The 24,188-nt window shown below is 44.4% G+C and carries 19 protein-coding genes; 15 read left to right on the top strand and 4 right to left on the bottom strand.

Annotation, left to right across the window (positions count from 1 at the left end):
- Positions 1–18: 18 nt before the first annotated feature.
- The 12 genes from HMPREF9304_RS04455 (at position 19) to HMPREF9304_RS04400 (ending at position 13,502) form a co-directional block, all read left to right on the top strand.
- Positions 19–966 (top strand): RluA family pseudouridine synthase, encoded by a 948-nt coding sequence (locus tag HMPREF9304_RS04455; RefSeq protein ID WP_036926822.1) that lies wholly within the window; start codon positions 19–21, stop codon positions 964–966.
- A 483-nt stretch (positions 967–1,449) separates the two neighbouring features.
- Positions 1,450–2,481, top strand: coding sequence for a hypothetical protein (locus HMPREF9304_RS04450; protein WP_036926819.1), 1,032 nt, complete (start codon positions 1,450–1,452; stop codon positions 2,479–2,481).
- 839 nt (positions 2,482–3,320) lie between these two features.
- On the top strand, positions 3,321–3,671 hold the full coding sequence (locus tag HMPREF9304_RS04445) for an NADH-quinone oxidoreductase subunit A (RefSeq protein ID WP_036926916.1): 351 nt from the start codon (positions 3,321–3,323) through the stop codon (positions 3,669–3,671).
- Positions 3,662–4,357 (top strand): NADH-quinone oxidoreductase subunit B, encoded by a 696-nt coding sequence (locus HMPREF9304_RS04440; protein WP_036926817.1) that lies wholly within the window; start codon positions 3,662–3,664, stop codon positions 4,355–4,357. Before HMPREF9304_RS04445 ends, HMPREF9304_RS04440 begins: the two co-directional genes overlap by 10 nt.
- A gap of 16 nt (positions 4,358–4,373) precedes the next feature.
- Positions 4,374–5,945: an NADH-quinone oxidoreductase subunit D-related protein gene (locus tag HMPREF9304_RS04435; RefSeq protein WP_036926815.1), complete on the top strand. Its 1,572-nt coding sequence runs from the start codon at positions 4,374–4,376 to the stop codon at positions 5,943–5,945.
- A gap of 80 nt (positions 5,946–6,025) precedes the next feature.
- A complete protein-coding gene (gene nuoH / locus HMPREF9304_RS04430; protein WP_008125571.1) occupies positions 6,026–7,111 on the top strand; it encodes an NADH-quinone oxidoreductase subunit NuoH in 1,086 nt (361 codons plus the stop codon).
- Between the two features lie 29 nt (positions 7,112–7,140).
- Positions 7,141–7,674 carry a 4Fe-4S dicluster domain-containing protein gene (locus tag HMPREF9304_RS04425; RefSeq protein ID WP_036926812.1) on the top strand — a complete coding sequence of 178 codons (534 nt, stop codon included), beginning with the start codon at positions 7,141–7,143 and terminating at the stop codon, positions 7,672–7,674.
- Between the two features lie 14 nt (positions 7,675–7,688).
- Complete coding sequence (locus HMPREF9304_RS04420) at positions 7,689–8,210, top strand: NADH-quinone oxidoreductase subunit J family protein (protein WP_036926811.1); 522 nt, start codon at positions 7,689–7,691, stop codon at positions 8,208–8,210.
- Positions 8,207–8,515, top strand: coding sequence for an NADH-quinone oxidoreductase subunit NuoK (nuoK, locus tag HMPREF9304_RS04415; RefSeq protein ID WP_004348632.1), 309 nt, complete (start codon positions 8,207–8,209; stop codon positions 8,513–8,515). The genes HMPREF9304_RS04420 and nuoK overlap by 4 nt, the downstream gene beginning before the upstream one ends.
- A gap of 4 nt (positions 8,516–8,519) precedes the next feature.
- The gene (locus HMPREF9304_RS04410) at positions 8,520–10,487 is read left to right on the top strand and encodes an NADH-quinone oxidoreductase subunit 5 family protein (RefSeq protein WP_036926915.1); all 1,968 of its coding nucleotides are present in this window, start codon (positions 8,520–8,522) and stop codon (positions 10,485–10,487) included.
- A gap of 38 nt (positions 10,488–10,525) precedes the next feature.
- Positions 10,526–12,010 (top strand): complex I subunit 4 family protein, encoded by a 1,485-nt coding sequence (locus tag HMPREF9304_RS04405; protein ID WP_036926808.1) that lies wholly within the window; start codon positions 10,526–10,528, stop codon positions 12,008–12,010.
- A 13-nt stretch (positions 12,011–12,023) separates the two neighbouring features.
- Positions 12,024–13,502 carry an NADH-quinone oxidoreductase subunit N gene (locus HMPREF9304_RS04400; protein WP_036926805.1) on the top strand — a complete coding sequence of 493 codons (1,479 nt, stop codon included), beginning with the start codon at positions 12,024–12,026 and terminating at the stop codon, positions 13,500–13,502.
- Positions 13,503–13,722: 220 nt separating this feature from the next.
- Here HMPREF9304_RS04400 and uvrA read toward each other — a convergent pair whose 3' ends face one another.
- Both uvrA and HMPREF9304_RS04390 read right to left on the bottom strand, forming a co-directional pair.
- The gene (gene uvrA, locus HMPREF9304_RS04395) at positions 13,723–16,566 is read right to left on the bottom strand and encodes an excinuclease ABC subunit UvrA (protein WP_036926803.1); all 2,844 of its coding nucleotides are present in this window, start codon (positions 16,564–16,566) and stop codon (positions 13,723–13,725) included.
- Positions 16,567–16,617: 51 nt separating this feature from the next.
- Positions 16,618–17,313: a T9SS type B sorting domain-containing protein gene (locus HMPREF9304_RS04390; protein WP_036926914.1), complete on the bottom strand. Its 696-nt coding sequence runs from the start codon at positions 17,311–17,313 to the stop codon at positions 16,618–16,620.
- A gap of 171 nt (positions 17,314–17,484) precedes the next feature.
- Here HMPREF9304_RS04390 and HMPREF9304_RS04385 point away from each other — a divergent pair, with 171 nt between their 5' ends.
- Genes HMPREF9304_RS04385 through HMPREF9304_RS04375 form a run of 3 tightly spaced genes read left to right on the top strand, consistent with a single transcriptional unit; the run spans position 17,485 to position 21,186 of the window.
- Positions 17,485–18,873 (top strand): LysM peptidoglycan-binding domain-containing protein, encoded by a 1,389-nt coding sequence (locus HMPREF9304_RS04385; RefSeq protein ID WP_036926913.1) that lies wholly within the window; start codon positions 17,485–17,487, stop codon positions 18,871–18,873.
- Positions 18,874–18,908: 35 nt separating this feature from the next.
- Positions 18,909–19,649 carry a porin family protein gene (locus HMPREF9304_RS04380; protein WP_036926802.1) on the top strand — a complete coding sequence of 247 codons (741 nt, stop codon included), beginning with the start codon at positions 18,909–18,911 and terminating at the stop codon, positions 19,647–19,649.
- Positions 19,650–19,659: 10 nt separating this feature from the next.
- Complete coding sequence (locus tag HMPREF9304_RS04375; RefSeq protein ID WP_036926801.1) at positions 19,660–21,186, top strand: peptide MFS transporter; 1,527 nt, start codon at positions 19,660–19,662, stop codon at positions 21,184–21,186.
- Positions 21,187–21,284: 98 nt separating this feature from the next.
- Here HMPREF9304_RS04375 and HMPREF9304_RS04370 read toward each other — a convergent pair whose 3' ends face one another.
- Positions 21,285–21,521, bottom strand: coding sequence for a hypothetical protein (locus tag HMPREF9304_RS04370; protein WP_036926799.1), 237 nt, complete (start codon positions 21,519–21,521; stop codon positions 21,285–21,287).
- 210 nt (positions 21,522–21,731) lie between these two features.
- The gene (locus tag HMPREF9304_RS04365) at positions 21,732–23,933 is read right to left on the bottom strand and encodes a sodium-translocating pyrophosphatase (RefSeq protein ID WP_036926797.1); all 2,202 of its coding nucleotides are present in this window, start codon (positions 23,931–23,933) and stop codon (positions 21,732–21,734) included.
- Positions 23,934–24,188: the final 255 nt, after the last annotated feature.

The following is a 24,188-nucleotide window of genomic DNA, read 5'->3' as shown; positions in this document are numbered from 1 at the left end:
TTTCAAAATGGATGATGAATGAATTCAAACTTCTCCAACAAGGATTACCAATGCTATGTCGTTGAAAAGACAGACACGCTCCTGAATTGGTTGCTCAATCATGTGACGCATCTCAGTAAGTCAAAGCTCAAAGCAACATTGGCTGGACGTGGCATTATTGTCAATGGTAAGCAAATCACCCAGTTCGATTATCCCGTGACGCCAGGCACCAAAATCGCTATCAGTAAGTCGAAAAAGAACACACTCTTTAAAAGTAAGTATGTCAAGATAGTTTACGAAGACCGCTACTTGGTGGTGATAGAAAAGCAAGCTGGCATCCTTTCCATGGCGGCAGGACATGCCTCGCTGAATGTTAAAAAAGTGCTCGACAGTTATTTCAAACAGAGCAAACAGAAATGTACTGCGCATGTGGTGCATCGACTTGACAGGGATACCAGTGGACTCATGATATATGCTAAGGACATCCAAACCGCCCAACTGCTGGAACATGACTGGCATCACAACGTGTACGATAGGCGATATGTGGCAGTGGTGTCGGGCGAAATGGAACAAGATGAGGGCACCATTGCCAACTGGCTCAAAGACAACAGGGCGTACATCACTTATTCGAGTCCAGAGGACAATGGGGGAAAGTTTGCTGTCACGCATTTTCACACCTTGAATCGAACGACGGAACATTCATTGGTGGAGTATCGATTAGAGACGGGACGCAAGAATCAGATACGTGTACATTCGGCAGATATGGGGCATCCCGTATGTGGAGACCATAAATATGGCAATGGCGACAATCCCATCGGGCGCCTTTGTCTACATGCTTACGTGCTGTGTTTTTATCACCCCGTTACGCACCGTCCCATGGAGTTTGAAACCCCCATACCGCCAGCGTTCGCACATTTGTTCAAGGTTGGCCATAAGAATCCGCCTTACTCTGGGCGGACAGCGCATGAGTTCAATGAAGTAGAATGAAATAGTTAAAATCATGTTTTCAAATATTAGTTTTTATATCTACCTACTGATAGCCATTATTGTGGGTGCTTTTATGTTGAAGAAAATAACGAGTTGTTTATTAAAGATAGTACTCTTTCTCGTGTTTGTGGCTTTGGCAGTATGGCTATATTATGCGTTTTTCGCATAAATCGTCTTCAGCTGATGCCCCTCCTTTTGGACTTTCAGAGCGCAAGATAGAAGGTCTATAGTACCCATGGCATTGCTTTGGGCTGTTAGGTTTTTTGCTTTCAGCCCATGTTTGTCGTGTTTTTTTCTTTTAGATAACCTTGGGATAGGTAATATACCATTAGATTTTTAGCTCATTTTTGAAAAAATAGCCGTGATTAATACCTTGATTTATATCAAGATTTTATTTTTGTTGCACAGTTTTTTGGAAAAAATAATTACTTTTGCAGCCGATTTGAATAATTATATCAATTAACAACAACATTTTTTTTATTTATGAACACAAAATTACAATTATTTTGCGCAATCATTCTATGTTTTACAATCAAAGGGAATGCTGTATTTGCAGCTGGTCATGACATCGGCATGCAAGAAGCAACAACCAAAGAGATAAAGTCTGATCCTGTAAATGTCGTTTACGATGCAGTGACTACCCGTTCGACAGAAAGTGGTAACGAGATACAACCAACAGATTTGGCAATAGTGAAATTATTACTGAGTTATAAAGGTGTGGGATATCCAAAAGCAAATGCTAACAGTAGAATTGCCCTAACAAACATCTACAACGCACCTCAGAATCACTCTAAGGAAGAATTGGAAAAAGCCAGACAGGCATACCTTGATGATACTGATGTAGAAATGCTTGAAGATGGTAAGCGCTACACCATTAAGTTTTTCGACTATAACCAAAAAACTTTTTTGCTTGACTATTTGAACGGTAAGTTGTCAACACATGAGGTCAAACCAAAACACCTGCCTGATGAGTCGGCATGTTTCACGGCTCATGTCTTGCAGAATGGAAAAATTGCTTTCAAGACTATCGATAACAAGTGGTTGAGTTACCCAGTCATGACACCCGCTCCCACTTGGCTTACCAACTTCTCCGTGAACGGTGTAACTGATGAATTGGATGAGTATGTCAACGGACTTGAGTTGCAAAAGGCACGCACTGGTGCAAATGCCCAAACCAAGAATTTTCTTAATTTTTTCGGTAAGTTCTTTATAAAATCCAAAAGAGGAACGCATGCCAACTCTTATGCTGAGGTACTGGGCTATTGGTTGCTGAATACAAAGAACAATACCTTTGATGGGGCAGGCGATCCTTACTATAACAAGGAACTCTCATCTTTAATTGTTATTGAACCTGTAACAAAAACAACTGACATACGGCAAAGTGAGAGAACATTAGAGCGCACCAGCGAGAATAAAATCTATACGCTATCTGGACAGCGCATCTTTGTTAAAAAACTCTCCGACCTGCCACGTGGCATTTACATTGTAAACGGTAAAAAACTATTGGTACAATAGTTCTTCATTCCTCCTCAAATTGCATCGTTGCACTTTCTACAGATTGTTGATGCAGTTTGAGGAGGAGTTATGTCATTTGCAGTCCGTCCTTAAAACGTTCTTTTAATTGCCTACGGATGACATTTATTTTCAATCGCTTTTCAATAAGGTTACGATTACTCTTATATATGTAAAATTTTTTGCTTGTTTTCAAGTGTGTTTTCCCCCTGTTAAAGCATTGAGATAAGCCTAAGAAAATTGCTTGAGTTTTCTTTGTTTTAGAATTTTGAATGCGTCAAAACAGTGACTTGTTTTCTTATCTTATTGCTTCAACCTGCTTGTCTCCATGCTTTAGTCGTGCTAAATGATTACAATAGCGACCTTATTGCATGATTTCAAGACGCCAATCTCACCCTTTTTGATGCCTAAAGCATGGAGATAACCTCTGCGCTTTTTACTTGAAATTTCGTAAGCGTCTTTATATCAATAGTTTGCAAAATTCGCGTATTTGCAGTCAACAATAAGGTCGGTTGAAAATATCGTCAGGATTTTGCCCTTAAATCCGTGAGTTTTCTAATGCTTATTGTTAAGATTTTTCCGATTTTTGTATGCCATCGGATACCACCTTTCTTTTGCTTTTGTTTGAGTTAACTTTTGGTAGTGGCATGAGGGTTGTGTTGTCCCGATGATAGAATATTCACTTGGAATTCATGTTTTGCAATCTGAAGTTAGCAATTTAACCTATTTTTTTTGTTCATATCTTGTAAAAATCTCAAAATAATGATTAACTTTGCATCGCATTTGTAAAAATGTATGTGTTTCGACAGAAAGCGAGAACAATTATAATTATAATAATTTTTATGAATTTTACTTTATTCGTTACCGTTTTGTTGACGGCCGTAACCTTGGTAGTGGCAGCTTATGTCATCGCAAAGTTAATTGGTCCGCGCTCGTATAATGCGGTAAAAGGCGAACCCTATGAGAGTGGTATCCCAACGAGAGGTTCTTCGTGGCTTCCCATGCACGTTGGTTATTACCTCTTCGCTATCCTTTTCCTCATGTTCGATATCGAGACTGTACTACTCTATCCATGGGCGGTAGTTGTGCGAGATTTTGGATCGATGGCTTTGGTTAGCATCGGTTTCTTCCTTATGGTACTTGTCTTAGGCTTGGCGTATGCTTGGCGGAAAGGAGCTTTGGAATGGAAATAAAGAAACCGTATATCAAGAGTATTCCTTACGGGGAGTTTAAGGACAACGAATCGTTGGAACGCATTGTTGACGAACTCCATGAAGGAGGCGTGAACGTTGTCACAGGGTCGCTGGACCAACTGATTAACTGGGGGCGTGCCAACTCGCTCTGGAGCTTGACATTCGCTACCAGCTGTTGCGGTATTGAGTTTATGGCAGTGGGATGCGCCCGTTACGATTTCGCTCGTTTCGGATTTGAGGTCACACGTAACTCTCCACGACAAGCCGACCTGATTATGTGTGCTGGAACCATTACCAACAAAATGGCACCTGCTTTTAGGCGTTTGTATGATGAAATGGCAGAACCCAAATACGTTATTGCGGTGGGTGGATGTGCCATTTCTGGCGGTCCGTTCAAGAGCAGTTATCACGTGGTAAGAGGAATTGATGAGATTGTTCCTGTCGATGTCTTCATACCGGGATGTCCCCCACGTCCAGAGGCTATCATGTATGGCATGATGCAGTTGCAACGCAAAATCAAAGTAGAAAAATTCTTCGGAGGTGTCAACCATAAGCAAAAGGCTCACCACCACGGATTGAGTAACGCAGAGGTGTACCAACAAAAACTGAAGGAAAACAAGCCTATCGTAGTGACTCACGTTCCCGAGGACTTTCATCCTCAAGAAGAGTTAGAACAACAACATTAAATAAGGTATATCGGATATGAAATTAGAAAATATAGAAATTGCATTCAGTAACTTGGCACAAGAGATGTCGAAACTGAAGAACGACAAGCATTTCGATTACCTTGTTACCATTGTTGGCGAAGACTTTGGCGAAGAAGGGTTAGGATGTATTTATATTTTAGAAAACACACAAACTCACGAGCGTACATCGGTCAAGGCAATAGCGCAGCAAATAGGGGAGGAGTATGTACTCGATACCGTTTCTAACCTATGGAAAGCTGCCGATATCTTAGAGCGTGAAGTGTACGACTTCTTAGGTATTAAGTTCTTGGGGCATAAGGATATGCGCCGTCTTTATTTGCGCAATGATTTCAAGGGCTATCCACTTCGTAAGAACTTCGATGTCTCGCCCGAGAACAACCAGTACACTTTGGAAGAGGATGTGGAGTTGGATTACACGTTCCAATACTCACTTGATAAGAACGGTAACTTGGTAGAGACCCGCGTTCCGTTGTTCACAGACAACGATTTCGTTATCAACATCGGTCCTCAACACCCCAGTACGCACGGTGTACTTCGTTTGCAAAGTGTATTGGACGGTGAAACCGTGAAGCACATCTATCCGCATTTTGGATATATCCACCGTGGAATGGAGAAGATGTGCGAGGCGTACACCTATCCTCAAACCTTGGCGTTGACCGACCGAATGGACTATCTCAGTGCCATGATGAACCGCCATGCGTTGGTGGGCGTCATTGAAGAGGCAATGGAGATAGAACTGACCGAGCGCATACAGTACATCCGTACCATCATGGACGAGTTGCAGCGTATTGACTCGCACTTGCTATATTTAGGTTGTTGCGCACAGGATTTGGGCGCTTTGACAGCCTTCTTGTACAGCATGCGCGACCGCGAACACGTGCTGAACGTCATGGAGGAAACCACGGGTGGACGACTCATTCAAAACTATTACCGTATTGGCGGTTGCCAAGATGATATCGATCCCAACTTTGTGGAGAACACCAAGAAACTGTGTGCTTATCTCAAACCCATGCTACAAGAGTACATGGATGTGTTTGGAGATAACGTCATCATGCAACAACGCTTCAAGGGAATTGCGCCCATGAGTCTCGACAACATCATTAGTTATGGTGTGACAGGTGCTTCTGGACGTGCTTCTGGCTGGAAGAACGATGTGCGCAAGTATCATCCTTATGCCATGTACGACAAGGTGGAGTTTGAGGAAGTTCTCAACGAGCATTGCGATTCGTTTGGTAGATACCTCAATCGTATTGAGGAAATCAAGCAAAGCATTCGCATCATCGAACAGCTCATTGATAATATTCCAGCAGGCGACTTCTATGTAAAACAGAAGCCAATCATCAAAGTGCCTGAAGGACAATGGTATTTCTCATGCGAAGGCTCACGCGGTGAAATAGGAGTTTACTTGGATTCTAAGGGAGACAAGATGCCTTACCGCTTGAAATTCCGTCCTATGGGCTTGAATCATGTTGCTGCGATGGATGAGATGCTGCGAGGACAGAAGATAGCTGACCTTGTTACTGCAGGTGCGGCGCTCGACTTTGTCATTCCAGATATTGACAGATAGCAGGTATATAAGTTGACAACTTGTAGCAATGCTTTGCTCAATGTTCGCAACTTGTTCAATATAAATAACTTAAATAGATCATGTTTGATTTTAGTATAGTAACCACATGGTTCGACACCCTTCTTCGACAAACCTTAGGTTTGAACGATTTTTGGACGATATTCATTGAATGTGTTGTCGTTGGTGTCGCCATTCTCACTGCCTACGCCTTGTTGGCGATAGTGTTGATATTCATGGAACGTAAGGTGTGTGCTTACTTCCAATGCCGTCTCGGGCCTATGCGTGTGGGCTTTTGGGGAACGCTTCAGGTGTTTGCCGACGTGTTTAAGATGCTCATTAAGGAAATCTTTGCCGTTGACAAAGCCGACAAATTCTTGTATTATATTGCGCCATTCTTTGTGGTGATTGCCTCGGTGGGTACTTTCTCGTTCCTTCCTTGGAATAAGGGAGCGCACATTCTCGATTTTAACGTGGGCATCTTCTTGGTGTCTGCTATATCAAGCATCGGTGTGTTAGGCGTCTTTTTGGCAGGATGGGGATCTAATAACAAATATTCTGTTCTGTCTGCCATGCGTGGAGCGGTGCAGATGATTTCGTATGAAATGACCTTGGGACTGACCCTCATTGCGGCTGTTGCCTTGACGGGAACGATGCAGATGAGTGGAATTGTGGAAGCACAGACAGGACCATGGAACTGGTTAATTATCAAAGGGCACCTTCCTGCTATCATTGCATTCTTGTTGTTCTTGGTAGCTGGCAATGCTGAAGCGAATCGTGGACCGTTTGATTTGGCAGAGGCAGAGAGCGAGTTGACCGCTGGATACCATACAGAGTATTCAGGTATGGGTTTTGGTTTCTACTATTTAGCAGAATACCTTAACCTATTTGTCATCGCAGGATTAGCCACTGCCGTGTTCTTAGGCGGTTGGGCACCTTTCAACATTGGAGTCGAAGGCTTTGATGCTGTGATGAATTATATTCCTGGCATTGTGTGGTTCTTAGGCAAGACCTTTGTTGTAGTTTGGCTTCTGATGTGGATTCGCTGGACGTTCCCACGTTTGAGAATTGACCAAATCTTAACTTTAGAGTGGAAGTATCTCATGCCATTGGCATTGGTAAATCTCATACTGATGACCATTTGTGTGGCTTTTGGTATCCACGGTTAAAACGTTTCATTTCTTGAAGATTCAGTAAGATGGAAAATAAACAATCATATTTTAGCGGAATCTGGGTTGCTATCAAGTCGCTTGTAACGGGGTTGAGGGTTACCTTGAAGGAATACTTCACCCCAAAGAGCACCGAACAATATCCAGAGAATCGCAAGACGGCACTGCATGTGGCTCAACGTCACCGTGGACGCTTAGTGTTTAAGCGTAACGAAGACGGCACTCACAACTGTGTAGCGTGCACTATGTGCGAGAAAGCATGTCCCAATGAGACCATACTCATTAAGAGTGAAATGGTTGTCAACGAAGAGACGGGCAGGAAAAAGAAACAATTGGTGGACTATCAGTACAAATTAGGCGATTGTATGTTCTGCCAACTCTGTGTCAATTCTTGTAACTTCAACGCCATTGAGTTTACCAACGACTTTGAAAACAGTGTGTTCGAGCGAGATTCCTTGACCATGCACCTTGACAAGGAAGTGTATCAAGGCGGAAGTTTGCCAGGCTTGATAGACGGTGGAGCACCGTTGACCATTGGACAATTTAATACCAAAACCAAATAAAAGTAGTAACGTATATGGCTAATTTAATCATGTTTTGCATTTTGGCAGTCGTCATCTTGGGCTCTGCCATCATGTGTGTACTAACAAAAAGGATTATGCGGGCGGCTACCTTTCTGATATTTGTTTTATTTGGTGTTGCAGGTATCTATTTCCTTTTAGGATATACATATTTGGGAGCAGCACAGATTGCTATTTATGCAGGGGGCATCACGATACTCTATATCTTTGCAATACAGTTGGTATCTAAGCGTACGCTCCAAGGATTAGTAGAACATCTCAAAGGTTCACGCGTCATTCAGGGGGCTTTGCTCTCATTGATAGGACTGGCTACCGTGATAGGTGTCTTGGTGAAGAACCAATTTATCCATCGAGCAACGCAGGTTGCTGATGTAGAAGTCCCGATGAATGTCATCGGACAAGCATTGCTTGGTTCTGACAAATTTCAGTATATTTTGCCCTTTGAACTCATTTCCGTGTTCTTGTTGGCATGTATTATTGGCGGTTTGTTAATTGCCAGAAAGGAGGATGATAAATGATACCCGTTGAATGTTTGATAGGTCTGAGTGCGCTGTTGTTCTTTATTGGCGTATTTGGCTTCGTTACCCGTCGTAATTTGTTGGCAATGTTAATCTCCGTAGAGTTGGTTCTTAACTCCGCAGACATCAACTTTGCCGTGTTTAACCGCATCCTGTTCCCCGAACAGTTGGAGGGCTTTTTCTTCACGTTGTTCTCCATTGGCATCAGTGCTGCCGAGACAGCGGTGGCGATTGCCATTATTATAAACGTTTACCGAAACTTTGGTAGTGATCAGGTGAACAGTATTGAAAATATGAAATTATAAGATGATGGATTACAGTTATGTATATTTAATACTTCTTCTACCTGCACTCAGTTTCCTGATACTTGGACTGTTGGGTATGAAGATGAGTCATAAGGTGGCTGGACTCATTGGCACCGTGGTGCTGGGTACGGTATTCTGTCTTTCTTGCTACACCGCTTATGAGTATTTTATAGGCGTAGGGCGTGGCGTTGACGGATTATATCCCACCATTACACCTTTTAATATAACGTGGTTGAAGTTTACCGAACTGCTTACCTTTAACATCGGTTTTAGGTTGACACCTATTTCTGTAATGATGTTAGTGGTTATCTCTACGGTCAGTTTCATGGTGCACATCTATTCCTTTGGCTATATGCACGGAGAGAAAGGTTTTCAGCGTTATTATGCATTCCTTTCGCTCTTCACCATGTCAATGTTGGGCTTGGTAGTGGCAACCAATATTTTCCAGATGTATTTGTTTTGGGAGTTGGTGGGCGTTAGCTCTTACCTGCTCATTGGTTTCTATTACCCCATGCACACAGCTGTGGCGGCTTCTAAGAAAGCCTTCATTGTGACACGCTTTGCCGATTTGTTCTTTTTAATCGGTATCTTGTTTTATAGTTTCTATGTAGGTACATTCAATTACGATTTAACCGCTACCCCAGAATTGGCAACTCATGCTGCTCATGCTGCTTGGGTGATGCCGTTAGCGCTGTTCCTGATGTTTATTGGTGGTGCAGGTAAATCAGCCATGTTCCCTTTACATATTTGGTTGCCCGATGCGATGGAAGGTCCGACGCCTGTTTCGGCATTGATTCACGCTGCTACGATGGTGGTGGCAGGTGTGTATTTGGTGGCAAGTATGTTCCCCTTGTTCGTGGAATATGCGCCCGAGCAGTTGCATTGGATTGCTTATATTGCTGCCTTTACCGCCTTTTATGCGGCTGCCGTGGCATGCGCACAGAGTGACATCAAGCGTGTCTTGGCATTCTCAACCATTTCGCAAATTGGTTTCATGCTCGTTGCTTTGGGCGTTTGCTTGCCCGATCCTACCACAGGTGCGATAGCGATGACTGAAGAATATGCCGACGTACAAGGCTTAGGATATATGGCAAGCATGTTTCATCTGTTTACGCATGCTATGTTCAAGGCTTGTTTGTTCTTGGGTGCAGGATGTGTGATTCATGCCGTACACTCCAACGAGAAATATTATATGGGAGGACTTCGCAAGTACATGCCCATCACGCACATTACGTTCTTGATTTCATGTCTTGCTATTTCGGGTATTCCACCTTTCTCTGGATTCTATTCAAAAGATGAAATATTGGTGGCTTGTTACAGCTTTCACCCCGTCATGGGAATGGTGATGAGCGGTATTGCTATGATGACCGCCTTCTATATGTTCCGTTTGTATTACGTTATCTTCTGGGGAAAGAGCTATTACGAGTCGCATCAGGGCGAACCCAACGTGCATGCGCCTCACGAAGCTCCTGCGGTGATGACCTTTCCGTTGATATTCTTGTCGCTTATCACTTGTACCGTCTTCCTTTGGGGGACACGAGCAGGACAGCTGGTGTCTGCCAACGGCATTGGGTTTAATACGCATACCAACTGGTCGGTAGCGATTACCAGTACCGTATTGGCATTGCTTGCCATCGGTCTCGCCACCTTTATGTATAAAGGAGAGAAAACGCTAGTGGCAGACAAGTTGGCAAGTACTTTCCCAACCTTGCACCGCGCTGCTTACAAACGTTTCTACATGGATGAGGTTTGGCAGTTCGTGACACACAAAATTATCTTCCGTTGTGTCAGCCGCCCCATTGCTTGGTTCGACCGTCATGTTATCGATGGCTTCTTTAACTTCTTGGCATGGGGTACTCAAGAGGCAGGCGAAAGCATCCGACCTTGGCAGAGTGGCGATGTGAGACAATACGCCGTTTGGTTCCTTACAGGTAGTGTAGCATTGACGTTAGCATTGATTTGCTTGTTGTAATGCTTTAGTTAGAAAGATTTAATGAATAAAATACAAAAATGAGTATATTAACATTATTCGTCGTTATTCCCGTCTTGATGTTGTTCGGGCTTTGGTTGGCTCGCAACATCCGTCAAGTACGTGGTGTCATGGTGGCTGGCTCTTCCGCTTTGCTGGCACTCTCTGTTTGGCTTACTATTGCATTTATCCAAATGCGTCAGGCAGGAAATACCGAAGCCATGCTGTTTATGTACAGTGCACCTTGGTTCAAACCGCTCAACATAGCCTACACGGTAGGAGTGGATGGTATCTCGGTTGTCATGTTGCTCTTATCGAGTATCATCGTCTTTACGGGTACCTTTGCCTCTTGGCAGCTCAAACCCATGACTAAAGAGTACTTCCTTTGGTTCACCTTGTTGAGCATTGGTGTCTTTGGCTTCTTTATCTCTATCGATTTATTTACTATGTTCATGTTCTACGAGGTGGCACTTATCCCGATGTATCTGCTTATAGGTGTGTGGGGAAGTGGTCCCAAGGAATATGCCGCTATGAAGTTGACGTTAATGCTCATGGGCGGAAGTGCCTTGCTGATTATCGGTATCTTGGGCATTTACTTCTATAGTGGGGCCACCACGATGAACGTACTTGAGATTGCTGCTCTGCACAACATTCCCGTTGATGTTCAGAAGATATTTTTCCCATTGATATTCATTGGCTTCGGTGTGTTAGGTGCCTTGTTCCCCTTCCACACATGGTCACCCGATGGACATGCTTCAGCGCCCACTGCAGTTTCTATGCTCCATGCTGGCGTGTTGATGAAGTTGGGAGGCTACGGCTGTTTCCGCATCGCCATGTTCTTGTTGCCCGAGGCGGCACAAGAGTTGGCTTGGATCTTCCTTATCCTCACTACTATCTCTGTAGTTTATGGCGCTCTCTCGGCTTGTGTGCAAACCGACTTGAAATATATCAACGCCTATTCTTCGGTAAGTCACTGTGGCTTGGTGTTGTTCGCTCTGTTGATGATGACCAAAACCGCTTGTACGGGTGCCATTCTCCAAATGCTCTCACACGGTTTGATGACCGCTTTGTTCTTTGCGCTCATCGGTATGATTTACGGACGCACGCATACACGTGATGTCCGTCAGTTGGGTGGATTGATGAAAATCATGCCTTTCTTGGGCGTAGGTTATGTAGTGGCAGGTTTGGCTAACTTGGGATTACCCGGTTTCTCGGGCTTCGTAGCAGAGATGACTATCTTTGTAGGCTCGTTTGCCAACAACGATACCTTCCACCGCACCGCTACTATTATCGCTTGTACCTCCATTGTTGTCACCGCAGTTTACATCTTGCGTGTTGTTGGAAAGATACTTTATCAGAAGGTAGCCAATCCTCATTTTGAGCAACTCACTGATGCTACATGGGACGAGCGTGTGGCTGTGATGTGTTTGATATTCTGTGTAGCTGGCTTAGGTATCGCACCTCTGTGGGCAAGCAATGTCATCAATGATGCCGTAGGACCTATCTTACTCAATATAATACACTAAAGTTTAGAAGAAGATGAATTACAGTCAATTCCTATATATGATGCCAGAGGTCACCTTAGTGGTGCTTTTGCTGGTTACGTTTGTTGCCGATTTTGCCACATCGCAGAAGATTAGGACGCTTGCGCCCACCGACAAGCGTCGCTCATGGTTCAATCCCATGATTTGTCTGCTTATGTTTGCGCACATCCTTATCAATCTGTTCCCTATAGAGACACACACTGTTTTTGGGGGAATGTACATCGCTACGCCTGCCATTGGGGTGATAAAGACCATTTTGGCTTTTGGAACGCTCATCGTTCTCATCCAGTCAAAAGAATGGTTGTCACGTCCCGATACCGCTTTTAAGGAGGGAGAGTTCTACTTATTGGTGATAGCAACGCTGTTGGGAATGAATATGATGGTGAGTGCCAACCACTTCTTGCTCTTTTTCTTAGGCTTGGAAATGGCGAGCGTACCTATGGCTTGCTTGGTTGCGTTTGACAAATATCGTCACGACTCAGCCGAAGCAGGAGCCAAGTTCATATTGACAGCCACCTTCTCAAGCGGGGTGATGCTCTACGGTATCAGCTTCATCTATGGTGCGGTAGGCACACTTTACTTTGAAGATATTGCCACACAACTCACCGCCACACCATTTACCATTCTTGGCATGGTGTTCTTTTTCAGCGGATTGGGCTTTAAGATTAGTTTGGTGCCTTTCCATTTCTGGACAGCCGACTCGTACCAAGGTGCGCCAACCACCGTTACGGGCTATCTCTCGGTAGTAAGTAAAGGTGCAGCAGCTTTTGCCCTTTGCACTATCTTGATGAAAGTTTTTGCCCCTATGGTCATCTATTGGCAATATATGTTGTACATTGTCATTGTGTTGTCAATCACGGTAGCTAACTTGTTCGCCATTCGTCAAACCAACCTGAAACGCTTCATGGCGTTCAGTTCTATCTCTCAGGCAGGTTATTTTGTCTTGGCGATTGTTGGTAACTCGGCGTTGAGCGTCACTGCATTGAGCTTCTATGTGTTGATTTACGTGGTAGCCAACATGGCAGTGTTTACCATTATCAGTGCGGTAGAGGAACATAACAACGGTACGGTGATGATGGACAGTTACAATGGCTTTTATCAAACCAATCCCAAGTTGGCGTTCCTCATGACTTTGGCATTGTTCTCGTTGGGCGGTATTCCACCATTTGCGGGAATGTTCTCTAAGTTCTTTATCTTTATGGCAGCTGTGCAAGATGCCGATCTAAGTACTTCGGTAGGGGCATGGGCGTACATCGTGTTGTTCATTGCGTTAATCAATACGGTCATCTCCTTGTATTACTACCTCTTGATTGTGAAGGCGATGTACATCAAGAAAAGTGATAATCCATTGCCCACGTTCAAGAGTCACACCAATACCAAGTTGGCATTGGCTGTATGCACAGCCGGTGTAGTGTTGTTTGGCGTGTGCTACATGGTGTTCGACTGGATACATGCGGCTTCGGTAGCACTCTAAGATATAAAATGATACTAAACATCCTCCGTCTGAATTGTGTTCTTTGCACGTCAGGCGGAGGATGTTTTTGTTGAGGTGTAGCGATATTAAAAACGCAGCGAATAGTTGCCGGCTTTGTTGTAGTAATGGATTGAGGAAATTATAACAACGAGTGAAGGCGGTCATCCACTGTCAATAACCGCCTTCACTCATTGCTTCAAGAAAAGAGTAGGAAAGAGCTTTACTTCTTTTTCCTTGTTTGTTTTAGTTCTTCTGTCAAAAAACGAGGGGTATAGCCATCCTTGCTTTGCGCTACTTCTTCGGGAGTTCCTGTACTTAACACCTTTCCGCCGCCACGTCCTCCCTCTGGTCCCATATCAATAATGTAATCAGCCAGTTTGATGACGTCTAAGTTGTGTTCGATTATCACCACGGTGTTACCACGATCCACTAATTGTTGCAGCACATTCATCAAGATGCGGATGTCCTCGAAGTGCAGTCCAGTGGTTGGCTCATCAAGGATGTATAATGTCTTTCCTGTGTCACGCTTCGAGAGTTCGGTAGCTAACTTCACCCGCTGACTCTCACCGCCCGAAAGGGTTGTGGAGGGCTGTCCTAATTTGATGTAGCCTAAGCCAACATCTTGAATAGTTTTTATTTTGTGAAGAATATTAGGTACGGTGTCGAAGAACTCCACAGCTTGATTGATAGTCATATCCAGCACGTCGGCAATACTTTTGCCCTTATATCTTACTTCGAGTGTCTCTCGGTTGTAGCGTTTGCCATGGCATACCTCGCATGGCACCATGACATCGGGCAGGAAATTCATTTCAATGGTCTTGTAACCATTGCCATTACAAGCCTCACATCGCCCACCTTTTACATTAAACGAGAAGCGCCCAGGCTTGTAACCCCGTATCTTTGCCTCGGGCAGGTTAACGAAGAGTGACCGAATGTCACTGAACACGCCAGTATAAGTGGCTGGATTGCTGCGTGGCGTACGCCCCAATGGACTTTGATCTACATTGACTACCTTGTCAATATTATCAATACCCTCTATTGAATCGTACGGCATCGGCTTCTTCAATGAGCGATAAAAATGTTTCGACAAGATGGGCTGCAAAGTCTCGTTGATGAGGGTAGACTTACCAGAGCCAGACACTCCCGTCACGACAATGAGTTTTCCGAGCGGAAACTCTACCTCTACATCTTTCAAATTGTTGCCCCTTGCCCCTTTCAGCCAAATGCTCCTGCCGTTTCCTTTGCGCCGCTTAAGGGGAAGTTCGATGCTGCGTTTGCCATTGAGGTAGTCGGCTGTAATGGTAGATTGTCGAAGCATTTGTTGTGGAGTGCCTTGAAATACCACCTCACCCCCTTTGCGTCCTGCCTTTGGCCCAATGTCTACGATGTAGTCGGCTGCCAACATCATATCCTTGTCGTGTTCTACCACGATGACCGAGTTGCCGAGATCTCGCAACTCCTTTAACGAATGAATGAGTCGCTCGTTATCTCTTTGGTGCAACCCGATGCTGGGTTCGTCAAGGATGTACAGCACATTGACCAGTTGCGAACCTATCTGCGTAGCCAACCGAATGCGCTGGCTCTCGCCTCCAGACAGCGAAGCAGACTGTCGATTGAGCGATAAATAATTGAGACCCACTTCAAGTAAGAAGCTCACACGAGTTTGTAATTCCTTGATAATCTCGGCAGCAATCACTTTTTGCTGTTCATCCAAATGAGCTTCCGCATGTTCGAGCCAGTCCTTTAGCTCACTCATATCCAAGTTGGCTACCTGTGCTATATTCTCGTTACCAATGCGATAGGAGAGCGACTCACGTTTCAGTCGCATGCCGTTGCATTCGGGACAGGTGGTTGTAGCCAAAAACTGGTCAGCCCACTTTTGCCCTGCACTCGAGTCATCGTTCTCCATGACGGTGCGTAAATATTTGATGATGCCATCGAAGGTCACAAAATAATCGCTGCTGGTGTGTACCAGCTCCTTAGCTATTTTAATGTTCTCCAAACTGCCATACAATATTTCGTCTACCGCCTCCTGCGGAATTTCTCGGAATGGCGTTTTGATATTCAAATCGTATCGGTGTAAGATGGCATCGATTTGCCAAAATATCATTTGTTTTTTGTATTTACCCAAGGGCACAATAGCACCCTCATAAATGCTAAGGTTGTCATTGGGTATGACTTTTTTCAAGTCAATTTCGTTGACAGTCCCCAAGCCTTTACAATGTGGACAAGCTCCTTCTGGTGAGTTAAAAGAGAAGATGTTTGGTGCGGGTTCTCCGTACGAAATGCCACTGACGGGGTCCATGAGCCGTTTGGAAAAATTGCGAATAATTCCCGAGTCTTTCTCCATAATCATGATAACCCCGTCGCCTTGCTTCATGGCTATCTGTATGGTCTTCTTTAGTCGTTCGTCGTCATTTCCTCGCACCTGTAGTTTATCAATCACCACCTCAATGTTGTGGTTCTTGTATCGGTCTACCTTCATGCCTCGCACCACCTCTTTTATCTCTCCGTCCACTCGCATGTAGAGGTAGCCTTTGCGCCTCATACTCTCGAAAAGTTCACGATAATGCCCCTTTCGTTGTTTAACCAAGGGTGATAAGATGAATATTTTTTTGTCGGCATAATCGTGCAAAATCATGTCAATGACTTTCTCCTCAGTGTATTTCACCATTTTTTCGCCCGTCATATAACTATAGGCTGTGCCAGCACGTGCAAAGAGTAGGCGCAGGTAGTCGTATATTTCGGTAGTCGTACCTACCGTAGAGCGTGGGTTTTTGTTGGTGGTTTTCTGCTCGATACTGATGACAGGAGACAGTCCTGTGATTTTATCTACATCGGGTCGTTCCATGTTTCCGAGGAAGTTGCGTGCGTAGGCAGAGAAGGTTTCGATGTATCTTCGTTGACCTTCTGCAAAGATAGTATCGAATGCTAAGGATGATTTGCCCGAGCCCGACAAGCCCGTAATAACAGTAAGGGCATTTCGCGGAATTTCTACATCTATGTTTTTAAGATTGTGCACGCGCGCACCAAATATATTGATTTTATCGTCTTTGCGAGGCATGAGTAGTTTGCTTTCTATTGAGAGGTTGATGGTTCTTCTTTCTTTCTAATTTCATGGTTGGTAGGTGCGCAGCAGGTTGACATCCGTCTTGATGTTGAATACATGCCCGTCGGCACCTTTTGCCTTGACCAAGCAAAAGTAAACGCCTTGCTTCACGTCTTTTCCTTGGTACTTTCCGTCCCACCCCTCGGCAGGATTGTGCCATTCAAAGAGCTTCTGTCCCCACCTATTAAAGATGTAACCCTTAAATTCTATGATGCTTTGCCAGCCCTCTTTGGCTTTGTAAACATCGTTGATGCCATCGCCATTGGGCGAAAAGGCGTTGGGCATCTCCAGCTTGCTTTCCGAGATAGAGACAGTGATAGGCTGTGCATCTGCCCAATACTCTTGGGTATATTTCACCGAGTCCTGACCTTGGGTGAAGATGGCATACAGTACGATGCGATGCGCACCAGCTTTGGTAAAGCGCACCTCTGTATCTTTCTCATAACGAACAAGGTAAGGAGCTTTTTCTCCTTCCAAGGTAATTCTCCACTCGTAGTAAGCTGTCCAGCCTGTTGTATGGTTCTCGTTTGCTGTCAGCAGCACCCGTAATGGAGCTGAACCGCTGATAGAAGTTGTTGGCTCACTGGGCTCACCCTTCTCTGAAAAATAAACAGCATGCGGGTTAATGGTGGGTTGCTCTTGAGCAGAAAGGAGGAGTGGGAATAAAAGCGTTAGTGTAGAAATAATGAATTTTATTTTCATTCCGTTGTTTTGTTTGTCCAATGTGGTGCTATACTGCACCTTACTATACGAAAATTGAAAGCTTGGAGCTTTCTATCTTTGCAAAGATACTAAAAGATTCATGATTAAAGAGGAGCGATTAGAGATTTTTTTGTAAATTTGCAAATGAAACAGAAAAAGACAATTTGTGACATGAAACCAATCTTTAACTATATAGTCTTATTATTAACACTCTTGTTTTGTCTTGACGCCACAGCGCAAGTAAATCAGTGGCGAGACATCTATGAGGCAAAAAAGAAAGATACTGTCTTTGGGATTGCTAGAAAATATGGCATTTCCGTCCCCGATTTAATGGATGCTAACCCAGAGATGAAAGTGGAGGGATACGAGTTAAAGAAAGGTGACACCGTATTTATTCCGTTCGAGAAGGGGAAGAAACCCAATGTAGTCCCCGTTGTACCCAAGACAGACAAGAACCAACCTGTCACCACACAACTGGTCAAGGGAAAAGAGTTAGACATTACCAAGCGTGCCATTCGCATAGGAGTGATGCTGCCTTTGCACAACGTAGACGGTGATGGTCGCAGAATGGTAGAATATTATCGCGGTTTACTGTTGGCGTGTGACGACTTGAAGCGTCAAGGCATCTCCACCGATGTTTATGCCTGGAACGTACCCATTGATGCCGACATTCGACAAACACTCTTAGATGTGAATGCGCAACGGTGCGACATTATTTTTGGTCCCTTGTACACCAAACAGGTTGCCCACTTGGGTGACTTCTGCAAACGCTTCGGCATCAAGCTCGTGATTCCTTTTTCTATTGAGAGTGGGGAAGTGGCAACCAATCCACAGGTCTACCAAGTTTATCAGTCTGCCGACCAATTGAATGAAGATGCCATTCATGCTTTCCTCAACCGTTTCCCTAACTATCATCCTGTGTTCATTGATTGCAACGACCGAGATAGTCAGAAAGGTATCTTTACTTTCACGTTACGGAAACAATTAGAGGATAAGAAAATCGCTTATAACATTACGAACTTGAAATCCAGCGAGGAACAGTTCGCCAAATCGTTTACCTTGTCAAAGCCCAATGTGGTGGTACTGAACACAGGTAAATCGCCCGAGTTAAACGTGGCGTTGGCAAAGATAGACGGACTGAAGGCAGCCAATCCTACACTGTCGGTGTCGTTGTTTGGCTATACAGAGTGGTTGATGTACACCAAAGTATATTTCGAATACTTCTGTAAATACCCCACCTATATACCCACCGTGGCGTATTATAATGCGCTCTCTCCACAAACCAAGCAGTTTGAGCAAAAGTATCGTCTGTGGTTCAAAGAAGAAATGCAATACGCTATTCCACGATTTGCCTTGACAGGTTACGACCATGCACAATTCTTTTGTCGTGGATTGCACCAATATGGGAAATCCTTTTCAGGACTGAAAAAACAAAACTCCTATACCGCCTTACAGACTCCTTTGGACTTTCGACGCATAAAAAAGGCTGGATGGCAGAACTCCACGTTCATGTTGATTCACTTTAAGAGTAACGGAGGGATAGAGAGCATCTCGTATTAAGCCTTTCTACTACAAACTATGTGTTAGCGTAAAAAATGAAACATCCACTTTTTTTTCTCTTTTTGCTGTTTTACCCGCTGCTCCTTACGGCGCAGGTAGGGAGTCATCGCAACGAGTTTGCCGTAGGTGTGAATGGAGGTTATGTGCTGAGCAATGTCGGGTTTGTGCCCAAAGTGACACAAACGTTTCATGGAGGGATGACGGGAGGCGTGTCTTTTCGGTACATCTCTGAGAAATATTTTCAAACCCTTTGTTCTATCCATGCGGAAATTAATTATGTGCAAGCTGGTTGGAAAGAAGACATTGTGAATCTGCAAAACGAGCCAGTGCTTAACAAGAACACTGGTTTGGCGGAGGAATACAGCCGCACCATTAACTATATACAAGTACCCGTCTTTGCACATTTGGCTTGGGGAAAGGAACAACGAGGCTTTCAGTTCTTCTTCCAAGCAGGACCGCAATTTGGCTACATGCTAAATGAAAGCACGCAAATGAACTTTGAACTCAATCAGGCGAACGTGCAAGACAGAGCCAATGCTGAGACTACTCAATACAAGATGCCCGTGGAACACAGGTTTGATTATGGCATTGTGGCAGGTATCGGAGTGGAATATTCGTTGCCCAAGGTGGGGCATCTGCTCTTAGACGCTCGGTATTACTATGGATTAGGGAACCTATATGGGGACACGAAGCGCGATTATTTTGCCAGATCAAATCTATCGAATATTCAGTTAAGACTGTCCTATTTGTTTGATATTACTACAACAACTAAATAATTAATAAACTATGTTTGAAAATCAACCTAAAGGCCTTTTTGCTTTGGCATTGGCCAACACTGGCGAGAGATTCGGTTATTACACCATGATTGCCGTGTTTGTATTGTTTTTAAGAGCCAACTTTGGATTAGATCCTGGTACGGCTGGTATGATTTACAGTGTGTTCCTTGGACTGGTTTACTTCCTCCCATTAGTGGGTGGTGTGCTTGCCGACAAGTTTGGTTTTGGCAAGATGGTCACCATTGGTATCGTGGTGATGTTCTTGGGCTACCTGTTCTTATCCATCCCATTGGGCGGTGAGACGTTTGCGCTCTTGGTAATGTTGCTGGCTTTGCTGTTCATCAGCTTTGGTACAGGCTTGTTCAAGGGCAACTTGCAAGTAATGGTAGGTAACCTTTACGATGATCCGAAGTATGCCGACAAGCGCGATTCAGCTTTCTCCATCTTCTATATGGCTATCAACATTGGTGCTTTGTTTGCACCAACGGCAGCCGTACGCATTAAGGAGTGGGCTGAATCTGTTGGTTATGCCGAAAACGATGCTTACCATTTCTCCTTTGCCGTAGCATGTGTATCCCTGATTATTTCTATGGCTATTTATTACGGTTTCCGTTCTTCGTTCCGTCATGTGGAAGGAAATGGCACGGCAGCCAAGACAGACGATGGTCAAGCCATCGAGACCGAAGAGTTGAGCAAGAAGGATGTAAAGGATAGAGTAGTGGCACTTTTGTTGGTTTTTGCAGTGGTTATTTTCTTCTGGATGTCATTCCACCAGAACGGACTCACCCTGACTTATTTTGCTAACGAGTTTACTCAAAAGACTTCTTCTGGTGTTCAGAGCATGGCTTTCGATGTAGTGAACCTTGTGATGATTATCTTTATTGTCTATGCAGGAATCTCATTATTCCAGTCAAAAACACAGAAAGCTAAGGGAATTTCTTTAGCTGTCATCGTGGCAGCAATCGTTGTGTTGATTTATAAGTACACTCAAGTAGAAGGAGCGATTGATGTGAGTGCACCTATCTTCCAACAGTTCAACCCATTCTATGTGGTAGCGTTGACACCAGTCAGTATGGCGATCTTCGGTTCGTTGGCTGCCAAGGGCAAAGAACCTTCGGCTCCACGCAAGATAGCCTATGGTATGGTGATTGCTGCATTTGCCTATACCATCATGATTGTTGGTTCACAAGGCTTGCTTACTCCTAATGAACAGGCGTTGGCTGCCGAGGCTGGAACCGCCAGTTACGCATCCGCCAACTGGTTGATTAGTACTTATCTCGTGCTGACGTTTGGTGAATTGCTGTTAAGTCCTATGGGAATCAGCTTTGTGAGCAAGGTTGCACCTCCTAAACTCAAGGGAGCTATGATGGGTGGATGGTTTGCTGCTACCGCCATTGGTAACTTGTTGGTGAGCGTAGGTGGATACCTTTGGGGTGATTTACCTGTATGGGCTGTATGGTCTGTATTCATTGGAGTCTGCTTACTCTCTGCTTTGTTCATGTTCTCTGTAATGAAGCGATTAGAGAAAGTTTGCTAAATCCTACGACGGGTGTCCCACTTTTGGGACATCCCTCATCATAAAAGGCGTTTCGAGTATCGTACTCGAAACGCCTTTTATCTATTCTATCAGCTCTGCTACTCAGCGGTGTACATCCAAATGACCGCCATCATGATGAGTGCAGCAACGATACAGAGCGAAAAGAACAATACGTTGCTTGCCATCTTCCTACGTTTCTTCCGCATCGCATGGTTATTTTGGAACTGAGGATGTTTCCTATGATGGTGGTGATGTTCTGCGCTGTGGTGATGATGCTCTGTGCTGTGGTGATGTTCCGTCGCATGTTGGTGATGAGAGGGCTGCTGTTCTGTCATTGTCGTTGTCATTATTTTGGATACAAAATTACATAAAAACTATGATTTATAAGCTAATAGAGTGAAGAAAGTGCTTTTTCTTTGGAACTTGCGCAGCTCCCTTATTGGTTGAAATGAAAATTACCTCAACCTCCAACTGCATTTTTCTTTCATTGCGTATGCAGATTTGGAGGTTGAGGTAATTGCCTCTATCAGTGTTCTAAGTTCGTATTAGATGAGCGCAGCAGTCAGTCCTGCCATGACAATGCTCACCATGGACATGAGCTTAATAAGGATGTTCAGACTTGGTCCGCTGGTGTCTTTGAATGGATCACCTACGGTATCGCCAACCACAGTTGCCTTATGGCATGCCGAACCTTTACCACCGAAGTTGCCTTCTTCCACCATCTTCTTGGCGTTGTCCCATGCACCACCGGCATTTGCCATAAAGATGGCGAGGGTAAATCCTGCTGCCAAGCCACCTACGAGTAGTCCAAGAACGCCTGCAACACCTAAAATGATTCCCACAACAATAGGAATAGCAATGGCTAAGAGTGAAGGTAAAATCATCTCGTGTTGTGCCGATTTGGTACTAATCTCTACACATCGTCCATAATCGGGTGTGGCTTTGCCTTCCAATATGCCTTTGATTTCTCTGAATTGGCGTCTTACTTCATCCACCATTGCGCCAGCTGCTCTACCTACAGCACCCATTGTGAGTCCGCAGAACAAGTAAGCAGCCATGGCACCGATAAAGGCACCTACCAAAACGCGTGGATTCATTACGTTCACTTGGAAGAAATCCATGAAGTCAGACATGGTGGCATTCATAGGATTGAATACGTTTCCTGCCGCATTGACAAACTGATGACCATCTTCTACCATTCTAACCATGGCTATTTTTACCTCTTCTATATAGGATGCCAAAAGTGCTAAGGCGGTTAATGCAGCCGAACCAATGGCAAAACCCTTACCAGTAGCAGCGGTGGTATTGCCCAAGGCATCCAGTGCATCGGTGCGTTCTCTCACTTCTTCGCCGAGGTTACTCATCTCAGCGTTACCGCCAGCGTTATCGGCAATAGGTCCGTAAGCATCGGTAGCGAGGGTGATACCCAGTGTAGAAAGCATACCCACGGCAGCAATGCCAATGCCATAAAGTCCACGACTAATCGAATCGGCACTCATGCTCATATCAAAACCGTTGGCACAGAGGTAGCTCAACATAATGGCTACAGATATGGTTACTACAGGAATGCAAGTACTAATCATTCCCGTGCCAATGCCTTTGATGATGACGGTTGCAGCACCTGTTTGCGAAGAAGCTGCAATATCTTTGGTTGGCTTGTAACTATGTGAGGTGTAATATTCGGTGGCTTGACCGATGATGACACCTGCTGCCAATCCTGTTACTACTGAGAAGCTAACGCCCAACCAGTTGGTGATGCCCAAGAAGTACAAGATGAGGAAGGTAGCAATGGCAATAAGTACCGCAGCAACATTGGTACCAAGGCTCAAAGACTTCAGTAAGTCTTTCATCGTTGCTTCTTCTTTGGTACGTACCAAGAAAATACCAATCAGGCTCAAGAAAATACCTACTGCCGCAATAATCATAGGAGCTACCACGGCTTTGAGTTGCATGTCACCGCTTGCCACAAAGGCTGTGGCACCTAATGCAGCCGTAGACAAGATACTTCCACAATAACTTTCATAGAGGTCAGCACCCATACCAGCAACGTCGCCCACGTTATCACCCACATTGTCGGCAATAGTAGCGGGATTTCGAGGGTCGTCTTCAGGAATATCTTGTTCTACCTTGCCCACCAAGTCAGCCCCTACATCGGCTGCTTTGGTGTAGATACCTCCTCCCACACGTGCAAACAGTGCTTGTGTAGAGGCACCCATGCCGAAGGTCAGCATTGTTGTAGTGACGGTAACCAGTGCCATGTTGCTGCCATGATAAAGATAGGTGAGGAGTATAAACCACATGGCGATGTCCAACAGACCTAAACCAACCACAACGAGTCCCATGACAGCACCCGACCGGAAGGCTATCTGTAGACCTTGATTTAAGCTCTTGCGAGCTGCGTTGGCGGTTCTACCCGATGCATAAGTGGCGGTTTTCATGCCAAAGAAACCACAGAGTCCGCTAAATAAACCTCCAGTGAGGAACGCAACCGGTACCCATGGATTTTGAATTTTGAGCACGTAAGCCATAAAAGCAAACAGGATAGCTAATGCGATAAATACATACAGCACCACAGTGTACTGTTGTTTGAGGTACGCCATGGCGCCTCTGCGCACATGTTGCGCAATTTCTCGCATACGAGGTGTGCCTTCATCATACTTCATCATGCTTTGAAAGAAGTACCATGCCATGGATAGTGCAACCACGGAGGCCACTGGCACAAGCCAAAAAATAAATGGAATGTTCATAGTGTTATGTTTAAAGTTTTTATTAAGATTGTTTGCAAATATAATGAATTTAATGACAGGTTGTATCATTTAGAGGGCTTTTTTACTGAAATCTCATAGATTTTTCATGCATGAAGGTTGGTTGACGAAGAAAAACTATCATTTTTCTTTTTTCAACAACAAATTTATTTTTGACAAAGACGTTTCTTGTTTTTGTCCTGTTATTTTACCAAAAAACGACCATCTAAAATCTTCAAAATAGAAAAAATCAATAGG

The sequence above is a fragment of the Hoylesella timonensis S9-PR14 genome, from assembly GCF_000762405.1.
GTDB lineage: Bacteria > Bacteroidota > Bacteroidia > Bacteroidales > Bacteroidaceae > Prevotella > Prevotella timonensis_A.
The sequence above is the reverse complement of the archived record's forward strand: the minus strand, read 5'-3'. Positions and strand labels throughout refer to the sequence as shown.